The organism is Croceicoccus marinus, assembly GCF_001661675.2.
Taxonomy (GTDB): domain Bacteria; phylum Pseudomonadota; class Alphaproteobacteria; order Sphingomonadales; family Sphingomonadaceae; genus Croceicoccus; species Croceicoccus marinus.
The window spans coordinates 576885-589546 of the sequence record NZ_CP019602.1; the positions used below are offsets into that span (position 1 = coordinate 576885).

Sequence of the window (12662 nt, forward strand, 5' to 3'; positions counted from 1 at the left end):
CTGCCCGATATAGGCAGCGCCGACCGGTTTGGACAGCGCCGCGTTGACGCCATACCCTGCGCGAGCGATCAGATCCGCTGTTCGCGCGCCGCGCCCAGCGCCGGATCGACCCCGGTCACGTCATGCGCGGGGCCGCCGTTCAGCACGAAGCGGCGATCGCAATAGCCGCAATCGACATAGCCTTTCTCGTCAATCTCGAGCCAGACGCGCGGATGTCCCAGCGCCGATGCGCGATAGCCGAAGCCGGGGCGGATGTCGGTCGCACCGTCGCAGCTGACGCGGGTGGAATCGGTATGGACGGTTTCGGGCGTATCGGTCATGCATTCGCGATTATCAGCGCCGTTTGGCGATTTCCAGACGAAAACGCGCAGGCCATCTGCAAAGCGCCCCTTTACGGGCGGGGCTGGCTGCCCCACATGGCCTTTCCATGAACCCGCTCGCCCAATCCGCCATATCGATCCGCAATCTTTCGAAGACCTATGCCCCCACGGGCAAGGGCACCGTGCCCAAGCAGGCGCTGACGGATGTAAGCTTCGACGTGCCGCGCGGCATGATCTATGGCCTGCTGGGCCCGAATGGCGCGGGCAAGTCCACGCTGATCAACATACTGGCGGGCCTCGTTTCGAAAACCCAGGGCGAGGTGTCGATCTGGGGCTTCGACATCGACCGCGACCGTCGCAACGCCAAGGCCAGCATCGGCATCGTCCCGCAGGAGATCGTGTTCGATCCGTTCTTCTCGCCGATCGAGGTGCTGGACGTGATGGCGGGCTATTACGGCGTGCCCAAGGCGAAGCGCCGCAGCGCCGAGCTTCTGCGCGCGGTGCGGCTGGAGGACAAGGCGCATGCCTATGCCCGGTCGCTGTCGGGCGGCATGAAGCGCCGCCTGCTGGTCGCCAAGGCGATGGTGCATTCGCCCCCGATCCTGGTGCTGGACGAGCCCACCGCGGGCGTCGACGTCGACCTGCGCCGCCAGTTGTGGGAGTTGGTGACCGAGCTTAACCAGCAGGGCGTGACGGTCGTTCTGACCACGCATTACCTGGAAGAAGCCGAGCAGCTGTGCGACCGGATCGCCATCATCAACCATGGCAGGCTGATCGCCGACAAGCCGACGCGCGAGCTGATCGCCATGGCGCGCGAGAAGGTGGTGGAGGTCACGATCGACCAGCCGATCGCCAAGGCGCTGGCGCATCCCGCCTTCCTGAAATCGGAACTGACCGACGACAACACGGTCGCGATCACCTTCGACAAGGACCAGCTGACCGCGGGCGAGGTGCTGTCGCTGGTCCAGCAGCAGGGCTGCGCGATCGTGGACGTGACCACGCGCGAGCCGGATCTGGAAGATGTGTTCGTGCAGCTGACCCGTGACCAGCGGGAAGATCAGCCCGCCTGATCGCCTGTCGGCTGTGCGGCCATATTGGCGTTGAACGTCTTCTGCAGCTGCTCGCCAATGCGGGCGGGGCGCAGGCTTTCGGCATCGACGCAGCACCAGCTCGATTCGATTTCGGCCAGGATCTCGGCCCCCTTGTCGAGCGTGCGTTCGATGATCGTGCTGTAATAGGCGCGCGCGCCGCGGACCTTTTCGAGCACCGTGTGTGCGATCACCTCGTCCCCCAGGAAGGCGGGCCGGCGATAGGTAATCTCGTGCTTCAGCGCGACCCACAGGCGGCTGGCCACCGCATCGGCGGGCGCATGCGCCTTCCAGTGGGAGAGGACGACGTCCTGCACCCAGCCGAGATAGCGCGAATTGTTCACATGCCCCATGAAGTCGATATCCGAGGGATCGACGACAATCGGCATGGAGTAGGGTGTTGCTGACATGGTTGTAAGTTACACGATTTCGGTGATTCGCGAAAGAGCGGGATTGCCCGCTGTCTCGTCAGCATAGCTGCTCTGTATGTCCTCAATATGACACGCCCGCCGCGCGGTGTCACCCGTGCCGAAGCGCGGCGGTATTCCATCCATCGCACATAATTTCGCATCCACCGCCCATGTAATACGCCGGGATGCGGGCCTAGCGGTCGACCGCTGCGCTGATCCGGTGCAGGAACGGATGGTGCGGGGCGGGGCCGCGCTGGACCTGGCTGAACTTGCCGCCTGCCAGCGAGGACAGCTTCGTTTCCACGCAAAGGATTTCCTCGCCCTTGCGGATGTCGATATGGGCGCGCAGCTGGCCGTCGAACGATAGCGAAACACCCTCTGCATCGGGGAATTCGCTGTGGAGCATGTCGCGCAGCTGCCGCAGCTGATCGCTGAGCGTGCGATCGACGGGAGCCTTGGGAAACTGCTCTACCTGACCGGCTGATTGCGTGGCATTCGTGGACATGATGACCCCCAAACTACGAACCGCACCCGCCACGAAGGGTACAGAACGGGGACCGATTCGGCGAGCGTGAAGCAGCCGGTCGGAGGGCTTCGGAGGCATCAAAAAGCCATCGAGACAGACGATTTCGCAGGCGCGGTTTCGTTCTGGCCAGGGGCGCTGCAAAATTGCGGAATTGCGCGGCTTCGGCCTTGGCGTGACGCCTGCGGTGTCGGCCCCGGGTCCGGCGGATCGCCATGCGCCGCCGCCGGACCCGATACGATCAATTCGTGCCGGTCGCCGGCGGACGCGTCCAGCCGGTACGATAGCGGTCGAACCAGGCCAGGATGGCCGCCGCCTTGGCCGCGCTTTGCGACGGACGGGCCGCGATGCCGCCATGGCTTGCGCCGGGCACCTTGACCAGCGCGGTGGGCACGCCGCGCAGGCGCAGGGCGGTGTAATATTGCTCCGATTCGCTGACCGGGGTGCGGTAATCCTCGCTGCCGACGACGACCAGCGTCGGTGTCTCGACATTGCCGACCAGCGACAGGGGCGAGACCTTCCAGAACGCCTCGGGATCCTCCCACGGCTGCGCGCCGATCCAGTAGGGGCCGAAATAGGCCGCTCCGTCCGAGGTCAGCGCCTGTGTCGTCCAGTTGATCACCGGCTTCTGCGTCGCGGCGGCCTTGAAGCGATCGGTCTTGCCCACGATCCAGCTTGTCAGCGCGCCACCGCCCGATCCGCCCGTCACGAACAGCGCGTTTTCATCCGCGATGCCGAGTTCGACGGCGCGGTCGACGATGCTCATCAGGTCGAAATAATCGTTGCCGGGATAGGCCTTGTCGATGCCGTTGGCGAACGCCTCGCCATAGCTGGTCGATCCGCGAGGATTGGCCGACAGCACGGCATAGCCCGCCGCGGCATAGAGCTGGTTGTCGGATGCAAAATGCGGGCCATAGGCGGCGAACGGGCCGCCATGGATTTCCAAGATCAGCGGCACGCGCTGCCCCTCGCGGTAACCGGGCGGCAGGGTCAGCCAGCCATCGATCTGCTGGCCGTCGAAGCTGGAGCTTGCGGTGATCTTGCGCACCTCGCCCAGCGCCTTCACCTCGCGCAGCGTGCGGTTTAGGTCGGTCAGAATGCGGGTATCGCCGCGGCGCGCCAGCTGCACCTCGGCAGGGCGCAACGGGGTGCCGCCGGTAAAGGCGACCGCGTCATTCTCCGCGACCGAGAAGCTGCCCCCGGTATAGGGCCGGTCGAGTCCGCCGCCCGACAGTCCAGTGGCGGCATCGCGGATCGAACCGTCGAGGCCGATGCGTGCGACGCGGGTCTCGCCGCCGATGTCGTATTGCGCATAGACGGCCCGGCCGTCCGCGTCCCAGATCAGCCCTTCGGGGCTGAAATCCCAGTTCTCGGTCAGCTGGCGCACATTGCTGCCGTCGGCGTTCATCACGTAGAGATCGGCATTCTCGTACGCGCGGCCCGCATCGTCGAAGCCGGTATAGGCAATCAGCCTGCCGTCGGGCGAAACGGCGGGGCCGCTGTCCGGACCGTCGCGCGTGGTCAGCTGCGTCAGCGCGCCGCTGGCGATGTCGAGCGCCCAGATCTCGCCTTCCACCGGGTCGGTCTGCCAGTCGGCATTGCGGTTCGCGCCAAAATAGATCGTGTCGCCGTCCTGCGACCAGGCAAGCGGGCCGCCGTCGTGATAGGGCCCGAAGGTCAGCTGGCGGGGCGCACCGCCGGTTGCGGGGACGAGGAAGATCTTCTCGAACCCCGGCTTCAGATAGCCGGCACCGTCCGCGCGATAGGTGATGAGGTCGTGAATCTCGAGCGGGGCCGCCCATTCCGCGCCCTCGGGCTTGCCGGCGGGCTGGCTGCCCAGCTGCAGACCGCTGTCCTCGACCATCATGCTATAGGCGATGGAATTGCCATCGGGCGACCATGCGATGCTGCCCGGGCTGGACGGCAGGCCCGTCAGCTGCACGCTTTCCCCGTTCTCCATCCAGCGCACCCATAGCTGCGCGCTGCCCCCCTCGGTCGAGACGAAGGCGAGCCGGCTTCCGTCGGGCGACCAGCGGGGCGAGAATGCGCCGGTCATCGTGCCGGTGATCGGCACTTCCTCGCCGGTCCTGGTATCGATCAGCCAGATCGCGCTGCGGGCGCGGTCGGTCATGATGTCGTTCGACCGGCGGACATAGGCGATTCGCGAGCCATCGGGGCTGATCTGCGGGTCGGCGGCGATGGCGAGGTCGAAGAGATCGGCGCCGGTGAAGCGCCGGTTGGGTCCGCTGCGCTCGCTGCCCATCGCCGAGGCGGTGGCGGGGGCGGTTTCGGCTGCTGCCTGGGCAGGGGCCGGGGCAGGGGCCGGGGCAGGTGTCGCGGGCGGGGCGTCCTGGGCGGCCATGGCAACCTGCGAGGCGATGGCAGCCTGCGAGGTCAGTGCAAGTGTGAGGGCGGTAAGGCTTGCGCCCAGCGCGGCCAATCTGGTCATCGTGATCCTTTGGACAGGGTGATTTGCGCGCTTTTGTAACCGATGAAACGATCCGGTCAATCGAAGCCGCATTTCCGCGGAACCAACGAAAAACGGCCCGCTTCCCTGGTGGGAGGCGGGCCGTCTTCATGCCGGGAAGCCGGCGGCGTGATTACTCGGCCGGAGCAGCTTCGACAGCGGTGTCGGCAGCGTCCATGGTCGCTTCTTCAGCAACCGGAGCTTCGACGGTTTCTTCGGTCACGAGATCGGTGCCTTCGATGGCAGGCTCTTCAACGACCGGAGCAGCAACTTCTTCAACCGGAGCGAGTTCTTCGGTCGTCGCTTCTTCAGCGGGTTCCGAGCAAGCGGTCATCGCGAAAGCAACACTGCTGGCAGCAAGAACGAGAGCAATCTTCTTCATGAGCAAAATCCTTGAACGCCGAATCACAATGAACCGGCAACGATGCTTTAGACGACAATGTGGCGACCTGTCCATATTATTGCCACATTGTCGCCATAAAAAATTTGGCGGTTCGATCAATGTTCCACGATGGGCGGCTGCGGAGCGTCCTCGTCCTGCTCGTGCACCTCGATCAGGCCGCGGCCGACATGGCTGTGGCGGTGGCCGTACAGGAAGTAGACCGCCAGCCCGATCGTGCCCCAGACAGGCAGGACCAGCATTGCCTCGAACGGCAGGTTGACGAACAGCGCGACACATCCGGCAGCGGCAAGCGGGGCGACGACCCACACCGCCGGCGTGCGGAACGGGCGCTTGCGATGCGGATCACGCCTGCGCAGGATCATCACCGCGACCGCCACCATGAAGAACGCGAACAGCGTGCCAGAGTTCGAGATGTCTGCCAGCTGGCCCACCGGCAACAGCGCCGCGGCAATCGCGACGCACACGCCGGTGATTATCGTCACGATATGCGGCGTCTTCCAGCGCGGGTGGATGGTCGCCAGCTTTTCCGGCAGCAGGCCGTCGCGTGCCATCACGAAGAAGATGCGCGTCTGGCCATAGAGCATCATCAGGATGACCGAAGGCAGCGCCAGATTGGCCGCGATGCCGACCAGATTGCCTGCCCAGCCATAGTTGATGGCGCGCAGAACATGGGCCAGCGCTTCGTCGGAACAGACCAGCGGCTCTGCGCCCTGGGCCGCCAGCGCCGCGCATTCGCGTGCGAACTGCGCCGAACCCGGCTGCACGCCCAGCGAGGTGGGCTGCGCGCCGATGGTGCCGATCGCGCCCATGGTGACGAGCAGGTAGAACAGCGTACAGATGACGAGGCTGCCGATCAGGCCGATCGGCACGTTGCGCTGCGGATCGCGGGTTTCCTCGGCCGCGGTCGAGACGGCGTCGAAGCCGACATAGGCGAAGAAGATCGACGCAGCCGCGCCCACGATGCCAAGCCCGCTGGTGCCTTCGGGGCCGAACCAGCCGTTGGGCGCGAAGGGCATGAAATTGCCGCTTTCCATCGCGGGAACGGTCAGCGCGATGAACAGGGTCAGCGCCGCGATCTTGATGGCGACCAGCACCGCGTTGAAAGTGGCGCTTTCCTTGGTGCCCACCACCAGCAGGGCGGTCACCGCCAGCGCCACGCCGATCGCGGGCAGGTTGATCAGCCCGTGGCTGAAGTCCACGCCCGACAGCGACCACGCCGGTCCCGCGGACAGCGCGGCCGGCAAGGCCAGTCCCGTCGAACTTTCGATCAGCCCCATGAAATAGCCCGACCAGCCGACGCAGACTGCCGCCGCGGCGACCGCATATTCCAGGATCAGCGCCCAGCCGACCATCCAGGCCAGCAATTCGCCGACTACGGCATAGGAATAGGTATAGGCAGAGCCCGAAACCGGCACCATCGAGGCCAGTTCGGAATAGCACAGCGCCGCGACCGCGCAGACGCCGCCCGCGATCACGAAGCTCCAGATCATGCCGGGCCCCGCCTTTTGCGCGGCTGCGGCGGTCAGCACGAAGATACCGGTGCCGATGATCGCGCCGATGCCCAGAAGCATCAGCTGCACCGGGCCGAGGGAGCGGGGAAGCGCGTGTTTCTCTGCCGTGGCGAGAATGGCGTCGAGCGGTTTGATACGGCTTTGCATCAAATGCAGTCTTTCGAAATGGCTCGCGCGGCGCGTTGGCGCATGCGCCGATGGGCGGGGACCATGTCCCGCCGCCCGGCATGCTGACCAATGATCGTCATCGCGAATATAGGGTGGATGGCACGAAAACTTCGCCTCAGGCAAAAGGCTTTGAAGCCGCCGCCTGACTGGAATCCGGCACGTGCTGAGCGGCGATTTACGATAGATTCGAAGCGCTCGCCATCGAAATTTTACGCGGCGATTACAAAATTGTCGGGAAGGGGTTCAGCCCTCGTCCGGGACGTCGGTTTCCTCGACGACGGCGGGTGCGGGATGGGTCGGCAGCGCGAAGCCCCTGCCGACGTGCAGCCGGTGCTTCACGATGACATATTCGCCCTTGTCGGTGTCGAAGAACGCGTATTGCACCTCGGGCCGCTCGCTTTCGGCGCGGCGGGACATGTCCTCGCCGGCATCGGGATGACATTCGCGGCGCTGGTCGCTGGCGTACCAGGCGTCCAGCATGGCCTGCTCCTTGTTGCGCACCTCTTCCTCGTAGAAATTCTGCCTGGGCTTTGCCCCGTTGGCATAGCTGGCCGCCGCGCTGGTCGCATAGTCGCCGATGTTCAGCCCCTCGGCATATTGCGCGACATGGGCAAGCTCGTGGAAGAACAGCCGTTCGTTGAGCTGGTTGAGGTTGGCGGGCTCCTTGGGCACCGCGATAAAGATGTCGTTCTGCCGGGTGATGCCCAGCACGCCGCGGGCGAAGGCGACCTCGTTGATGATGTCGTCGTTGCGGAATTCGGGGTGGAAGCGAACGCGCGACCAGTCGGCCGCGCCGATCAGCGGCTCCTGCTCTTCCAGGAACGAAATCACGCAGGGGTGAAGCGGCGTTCCGTTGCGGCGAAGGCCGGCGACATCGATGGGGCGCATCCCCTCGGCCGGCATGTCGTCATAGGCTAGCACGGCGTTCTTGGCAGCAGGCGTGATCTTGGGCGTCCCGACCGTTTCAAGCACCCAGTACGCCCCGGCGGCCCCGCCGAGCGCGCCGCCCAGCAGTCCGATGATGCCCGCCCCGGCGATCGCGAATGCAACCAGTCGGCGCGGTCTTCTACGCTGCGAGCCGCTCGCGGCCATGCTCTTCGCACCTCTCCATCGAAGGGCGAAATGGACGTTTGCGGGCGTTCGACCTTGGTCAGGAATGCCCGCATCCATCCGGTTTCGCGGTTTACCCGTCCATCATCAGGACTATAGCGCAAACCGGCTTGCAATAGCCTTAATTTTTGTGCCCAATTGCAGGCCGGTTTCGGCCATCGTTCAGCCTTAAAACGGCTGTGGTCCGGCCTTTATCCGCGTTTTGGGCGGGTATTCCGGAGGGGGGGAAGGCGGCCTTTTTGCGCGTTCAGCGCCTGACGTCGCCCGCTGCCGGATCGAAGGCCAGCAAATCATCTTCGGTGACCAGCACCATGTCGCCCGGAACGCCGTGCTTCAACGCGGCCAGCGCGAGGCCGGATTTGGCCATGTCCTGCGCCGAACCGCCCGCCAGCCAGCTGCGCAGCATGCCCGCGGCATAGGCATCGCCGGTGCCGATGCGGTCGACGATATTCTCGATCCGCACCTCGTCGGTCTGCCAGTGGCTTTCGCGCAGGTCGATGCGCGCGGCGATGCGGTGGGTGCCCGCGGTCTCGACATGGCGCGCGGTGCTGGCGATCAGCTGCAGCCTGGGGAAGGCTTCGAACGCGGCTTCGCTGGCTTCGCGGCGGCGGTCGGGGCCGTCGCCCGAGAATGTCTTGCCCAAAAGCAGCGAGATGTCGCGGTGGTTGCCGATCATCAGCGTGGCCTCGGACATCAGCTCGGTCAGGATCGCATGCGGGTCGCTGTCCCATGCGTCCCACAGGTTCGCGCGGTAATTGCCGTCGAAGCAGATCGGCACGCCAGCCGCATTGGCCGCCGCGACGGCGGCGCGTGCCAGCGCCACGCCGTCGGGGCCCAGCGCGGGGGTGATGCCCGACATGTGCAGCAGGCTCGCCCCTTCCAGCGCCTTGGCAAAGGGCAGGGCAGCGGGGTCGGCCAGCGCAAAACTGCTGCCCTCGCGGTCATAGGTCACGCGGCCCGCGATGGGACCAGCAGGCGACTCGAAGAAATAGAGGCCGATGCGTCCCGGCTTCTTCACGATGAAGCGCGTGTCGCTGCCCGCCGCGCCCATCGCGGCGATCGCCTTGCGGCCCAGCGGATTGTCGGGGACGACCGAGATCATGCGCGTCGGCGTGCCTAGACTTGCGAGCGCGGCGGCGACATTCGCCTCCGCCCCGCCGACGTCGATGGCGACGCTGCCCGCCTGTGCCAGCGGGATCTGGCCCTGCGGGCTCAATCGCAGAAGCATCTCGCCGAAGCATACGACTGGTCCTGTCCGACGTTCGTTCAATGTCCCGCCCCTCATCTTGCTGGCATCCATTCCGCAGGCACCCGGCAGCGCATCCGCCCGCCGCCCGCGTTACCCGCCATATTGACCATAACGCCGGTCTATCCGAGCGTGAATGTGCCGCTGTCCACCATATGCCGTGCGCATTTGCCGGGCGGCGGCGCTGGTCAGTGGCCCAGTTCGCTCAGGCATGCCTCGACCCCGCGGCGATAATGGCCGCCGAACAGGCGCAGATGCACCAGCAGCGGCCATAGGCGATAGGCAGGCTGCCGTTCGCGCCACCCGGCATCCAGGTCCAGCGCGTCGAAGAAGCGCGGCGGCGGGTGGTCGAACAGGGTCAGCATCGCGGCATCGACCTCGCGGTCGCCGTGATAGCAGGCCGGGTCGATCAGCGCCGCAACGCGTGTCCCGCTCGACAGAACATTGCCGCCCCAAAGATCGCCGTGGAGCAGGGAAGCGCACGGCCGGCGGGGCAGCAAATCGGGTAGCGCTCGCGCAAGCTCTTCGATCCGCGCGCGCAGCCCAGCGGGCAGATCGGCGATAAATGGCAGCAGCCGCCGCTCTGCCCAGAAGGTCGGCCAGTCGTCGGCCGGGGCGTTTGCGATCGTCACCTCGCCGAATGCGTAATCCTCGGCCCAGCCATAGCTGCCGCCTTGCGCGCCGTGCAGGCACGCAAGCACCTGCGCCAGTTCGTCCCATTCCAGGCCAGGGCCGCCGTTGCTGTCGATCCATTCCATCAGCAGCAGGTCGCCCTCGCAAGCGATCACCGCGGGGACGGGCACGCCGGTGGCGGCCATCGCCTTCATCATGGACGCCTCCGTGGCCACCAGTGCCCCCTGCTTGGCGATCAGCCGCGCGCCATCCGCAAGGTCGAGCCGCCAGACGGCCGACAGGTCGCCGCCGTGCACGACTCGCACGCCGCGGACCGGCGAGCCGGCAAGGCGCGCGGCGGCATCGGCGATGGTCATGACTGCAGCCGCGCGACCAGTGCCCGGGCTGCGCGGTCGACCTGGTCCCACGTGGTGTGGAAGCCCTCCTCGCCGCCGAAATAGGGGTCGGCGACCGGCTCTCCCTCCATCCCCTCGACCAGGTCGAGCAGCAGGGCGAGCCGTGTCGTCGCATCGGCTGGGGCGCGGTCCTTGAGCTCGGCGAGGTTTTCGTGATCGAGCGCAAAGATATGGGTGAAACGGCGGAAATCCGCGTCCTGGACCTGCCGCCCGCGATAGGCGGCGATGTCATGGCCGTTGAGCCGCGCGATCGATTGCGCGCGCGGATCGGGCGGGCTGCCGACGTGCCAGTCCCCGGTGCCGGCGGAATCGACATGGGCCTCAAGCCCCGCTTCCTCCAGCCGGGCACGCAGCGCGGCTTCGGCCAGGGGAGAGCGGCAGATATTGCCGAGGCAGACGAAGAGGATGGAAGGCTGTCTGTCGCTGGAAGTCATGCGGCGGGTCTAGCAGGCTTTGCAGGCCAGTCGAACCCCGCGGGCTCGCTCAATCGGCCAGTCCGGCGCCGCGCAGGAAAAAATCGGTCCGCTCGCGCATCTGCTGCTCGGTCGGCGGAGCGAGGAAGCCGTGGCTGATCGCCTGGATCTGGAAATCGAACACCAGCAGGCCCAGGAACAGATCCGACAGCATCACCGGATCGCCCTTCATCGCGGTACCCGCGCGTTTCCAGTGTTCGAACAGCTGGCGCAGGGCCAGCTTGGACTTCATCTGCGACTGATCGAAAAAGCCGCGCGCAAAGTCGAGATTGCTGATGCTGCGCCCGATCACGATCCGCACCACCGAAAGGTTCGGCGGATCGAGGTAGATACGGCTCAGCTCGGTGCCGATCCTGTGCAATGTCTCGGCAGGCGAAAGCTGCAGCGCCGCGATGCGCAATATGGCACTGTGGCCCAGATCGCGCGACTGCGACAGCACCGCATCCAGCAGGCCTTCCTTGTTGCCGAACAGCTTGTAGAGCGTGGCGAGCGATCCGCCCGCGCGCTCGACCACCTCGGCCAGCGAGGTCTGTTCATAGCCCTGTTCGATGAAAAGCTCGCTCGCCGCATGCTGGAAAGCCTGCCTTCGCCTGTCGAGCCTTTCGTCCTGCGTTTTTTCCAACTTTTCCAATCCCGGGTCTTTTTTACGGCTTGAAGTCTGTTGTGTAATACCTATTACGCTTTCGCAACTGCAAAATCGGAATTCCGCGAATGCGACTAAGACTGACCCCGCTTCTGGCCGCACTTGCCCTGACGGCAACCGGGGCCCTTGCGGCATGCGGATCGGGTGAAGAACCGGCAGCGCCCCAGGCCATGCCGGTGCGCACCTATACCGTCGCCGCGGAAGACATGCCCAATATCATCGAACTGCCGGGCCGCGTGGCCGCGATCCGCACCGCGGAAGTGCGCGCCCGCGTCACCGGCATCGTGCAGCGCCGCCTGTTTACCGAAGGGACCGACGTTGGCGAGGGCCAGCCCCTGTTCCGCATCGATCCGGCCGAGATGCAGGCCAGCTATGCGCAGAGCGAGGCGAGCCTGGACCGCGCGAAGGCGACTGCCGCCAATGCCCGCGCGGTGGTGGAACGCTATCGCCCGCTGGTCGACGAAAACGCCATCAGCCGGCAGGAATATGACGCCGCCGTCGCCGCCATGCGCGAGGCGGAAGCCAATGTGGCGCAGCTTCAGGCGCAGCTTCGCGCGGCGGGGCTGCAGCTGGGTTATACCACCGTCCGCGCGCCAATTTCGGGCAGGGCGGGGCGCGCACAGGTCACCGAAGGCGCATTGGTCAGCCAGGCCGAAGGCACGCTGCTGACCACGGTGGAGCAGATCGACCGCGTCTATGTGACCTTCAACCAGTCCGCCACCGAACTGCTTCGCCTGCAGCGGCAGATGGCCGCGGGCGAGATTGACGTGCCCAGCCGCGATGCGATCGACGTGACGATCCTGTTCCCCGACGGCACCGCCTATCCCATGACTGGCAAGATCGACTTCCTCGCGCTCTCAGTCCAGGAAACGACGGGCACGGTCGAGGTCCGGGCCGAGTTGCCCAATCCCGACAACCAGCTGCTGCCCGGCGAATTCGTGCGCGGGCGGATCGCGGTCGGCACGCGCACGAACGCGGTCACCGTACCGCAAAGCGCGGTGATGCTCGCCGACGATGGCGGCAGCGTCTATGTGGTGGGCGCGGACGGCACGGTCGAAGCGCGCAAGGTGACGCTGGGCGAAATGGTCGACGGCAAATGGATCATCGAGGAGGGGCTGAGCCCCGGCGACGAGGTGATCATCAGCCGCCTGCAGGTGCTGCGCCCCGGCATGCCGGTGACAATCGCCAATACGCCGACCGGCCAGCAGCCGTCCCCCGGGCAATCTGCTCCGAAGCAAGCCGCCACCAGATCCGGCGCGGGGGCGCGCTAGG

13 protein-coding genes are annotated in these 12662 nt (G+C 66.0%); 2 read left to right on the top strand and 11 right to left on the bottom strand.

Annotated features, from left to right (window positions below; all coding sequences use genetic code 11):
• Positions 1 to 68 precede the first annotated feature (68 nt).
• Positions 69 to 320 carry a zinc-finger domain-containing protein gene (locus A9D14_RS02835; RefSeq protein ID WP_066842782.1) on the bottom strand — a complete coding sequence of 84 codons (252 nt, stop codon included), beginning with the start codon at positions 318 to 320 and terminating at the stop codon, positions 69 to 71.
• A gap of 107 nt (positions 321 to 427) precedes the next feature.
• Here A9D14_RS02835 and A9D14_RS02840 point away from each other — a divergent pair, with 107 nt between their 5' ends.
• Positions 428 to 1390, top strand: coding sequence for an ABC transporter ATP-binding protein (locus tag A9D14_RS02840; protein WP_066842784.1), 963 nt, complete (start codon positions 428 to 430; stop codon positions 1388 to 1390).
• On the opposite strand, the gene A9D14_RS02845 is transcribed toward A9D14_RS02840, so the two are convergent.
• The 10 genes from A9D14_RS02845 to A9D14_RS02890 form a co-directional block, all read right to left on the bottom strand.
• Positions 1378 to 1818: an acyl-CoA thioesterase gene (locus A9D14_RS02845; protein ID WP_066842786.1), complete on the bottom strand. Its 441-nt coding sequence runs from the start codon at positions 1816 to 1818 to the stop codon at positions 1378 to 1380. The two genes, A9D14_RS02840 and A9D14_RS02845, sit on opposite strands and share 13 nt — an antisense overlap.
• 193 nt (positions 1819 to 2011) lie before the next feature.
• A complete protein-coding gene (locus A9D14_RS02850; RefSeq protein WP_066842788.1) occupies positions 2012 to 2323 on the bottom strand; it encodes a hypothetical protein in 312 nt (103 codons plus the stop codon).
• 259 nt (positions 2324 to 2582) lie between these two features.
• A complete protein-coding gene (locus tag A9D14_RS02855) occupies positions 2583 to 4790 on the bottom strand; it encodes an alpha/beta hydrolase family protein (protein WP_083987563.1) in 2208 nt (735 codons plus the stop codon).
• 151 nt (positions 4791 to 4941) lie between these two features.
• A complete protein-coding gene (locus tag A9D14_RS02860) occupies positions 4942 to 5190 on the bottom strand; it encodes a hypothetical protein (RefSeq protein ID WP_066842790.1) in 249 nt (82 codons plus the stop codon).
• A gap of 116 nt (positions 5191 to 5306) precedes the next feature.
• Positions 5307 to 6869: an amino acid permease gene (locus tag A9D14_RS02865; protein WP_415877347.1), complete on the bottom strand. Its 1563-nt coding sequence runs from the start codon at positions 6867 to 6869 to the stop codon at positions 5307 to 5309.
• A 264-nt stretch (positions 6870 to 7133) separates the two neighbouring features.
• Positions 7134 to 7982 (bottom strand): eCIS core domain-containing protein, encoded by an 849-nt coding sequence (locus A9D14_RS02870; RefSeq protein ID WP_066842794.1) that lies wholly within the window; start codon positions 7980 to 7982, stop codon positions 7134 to 7136.
• 265 nt (positions 7983 to 8247) lie between these two features.
• Positions 8248 to 9285, bottom strand: coding sequence for a sugar kinase (locus A9D14_RS02875; protein WP_066848064.1), 1038 nt, complete (start codon positions 9283 to 9285; stop codon positions 8248 to 8250).
• A gap of 149 nt (positions 9286 to 9434) precedes the next feature.
• Positions 9435 to 10235 carry a fructosamine kinase family protein gene (locus tag A9D14_RS02880; RefSeq protein WP_066842796.1) on the bottom strand — a complete coding sequence of 267 codons (801 nt, stop codon included), beginning with the start codon at positions 10233 to 10235 and terminating at the stop codon, positions 9435 to 9437.
• Positions 10232 to 10708, bottom strand: a complete 477-nt coding sequence (locus A9D14_RS02885; RefSeq protein ID WP_066842797.1) for a low molecular weight protein-tyrosine-phosphatase — start codon at positions 10706 to 10708, stop codon at positions 10232 to 10234. Before A9D14_RS02885 ends, A9D14_RS02880 begins: the two co-directional genes overlap by 4 nt.
• A 49-nt stretch (positions 10709 to 10757) precedes the next feature.
• On the bottom strand, positions 10758 to 11369 hold the full coding sequence (locus tag A9D14_RS02890; protein ID WP_066842799.1) for a TetR/AcrR family transcriptional regulator: 612 nt from the start codon (positions 11367 to 11369) through the stop codon (positions 10758 to 10760).
• An 89-nt stretch (positions 11370 to 11458) separates the two neighbouring features.
• Here A9D14_RS02890 and A9D14_RS02895 point away from each other — a divergent pair, with 89 nt between their 5' ends.
• Entirely contained in the window at positions 11459 to 12661 is a 1203-nt protein-coding gene (locus A9D14_RS02895; RefSeq protein ID WP_232468734.1) for an efflux RND transporter periplasmic adaptor subunit, read from the top strand.
• Position 12662 lies beyond the last annotated feature (1 nt).

What these genes read in the sequence shown, in the direction of transcription:
- A9D14_RS02835 (WP_066842782.1), bottom strand. Translation starts at nt 320, where the DNA reads ATGACCGATACGCCCGAAACCGTCCATACCGATTCCACCCGCGTCAGC.
- A9D14_RS02840 (WP_066842784.1), top strand. Translation starts at nt 428, where the DNA reads ATGAACCCGCTCGCCCAATCCGCCATATCGATCCGCAATCTTTCGAAG.
- A9D14_RS02845 (WP_066842786.1), bottom strand. Translation starts at nt 1,818, where the DNA reads ATGTCAGCAACACCCTACTCCATGCCGATTGTCGTCGATCCCTCGGAT.
- A9D14_RS02850 (WP_066842788.1), bottom strand. Translation starts at nt 2,323, where the DNA reads ATGTCCACGAATGCCACGCAATCAGCCGGTCAGGTAGAGCAGTTTCCC.
- A9D14_RS02855 (WP_083987563.1), bottom strand. Translation starts at nt 4,790, where the DNA reads ATGACCAGATTGGCCGCGCTGGGCGCAAGCCTTACCGCCCTCACACTT.
- A9D14_RS02860 (WP_066842790.1), bottom strand. Translation starts at nt 5,190, where the DNA reads ATGAAGAAGATTGCTCTCGTTCTTGCTGCCAGCAGTGTTGCTTTCGCG.
- A9D14_RS02865 (WP_415877347.1), bottom strand. Translation starts at nt 6,869, where the DNA reads ATGCAAAGCCGTATCAAACCGCTCGACGCCATTCTCGCCACGGCAGAG.
- A9D14_RS02870 (WP_066842794.1), bottom strand. Translation starts at nt 7,982, where the DNA reads ATGGCCGCGAGCGGCTCGCAGCGTAGAAGACCGCGCCGACTGGTTGCA.
- A9D14_RS02875 (WP_066848064.1), bottom strand. Translation starts at nt 9,285, where the DNA reads ATGAGGGGCGGGACATTGAACGAACGTCGGACAGGACCAGTCGTATGC.
- A9D14_RS02880 (WP_066842796.1), bottom strand. Translation starts at nt 10,235, where the DNA reads ATGACCATCGCCGATGCCGCCGCGCGCCTTGCCGGCTCGCCGGTCCGC.
- A9D14_RS02885 (WP_066842797.1), bottom strand. Translation starts at nt 10,708, where the DNA reads ATGACTTCCAGCGACAGACAGCCTTCCATCCTCTTCGTCTGCCTCGGC.
- A9D14_RS02895 (WP_232468734.1), top strand. Translation starts at nt 11,459, where the DNA reads ATGCGACTAAGACTGACCCCGCTTCTGGCCGCACTTGCCCTGACGGCA.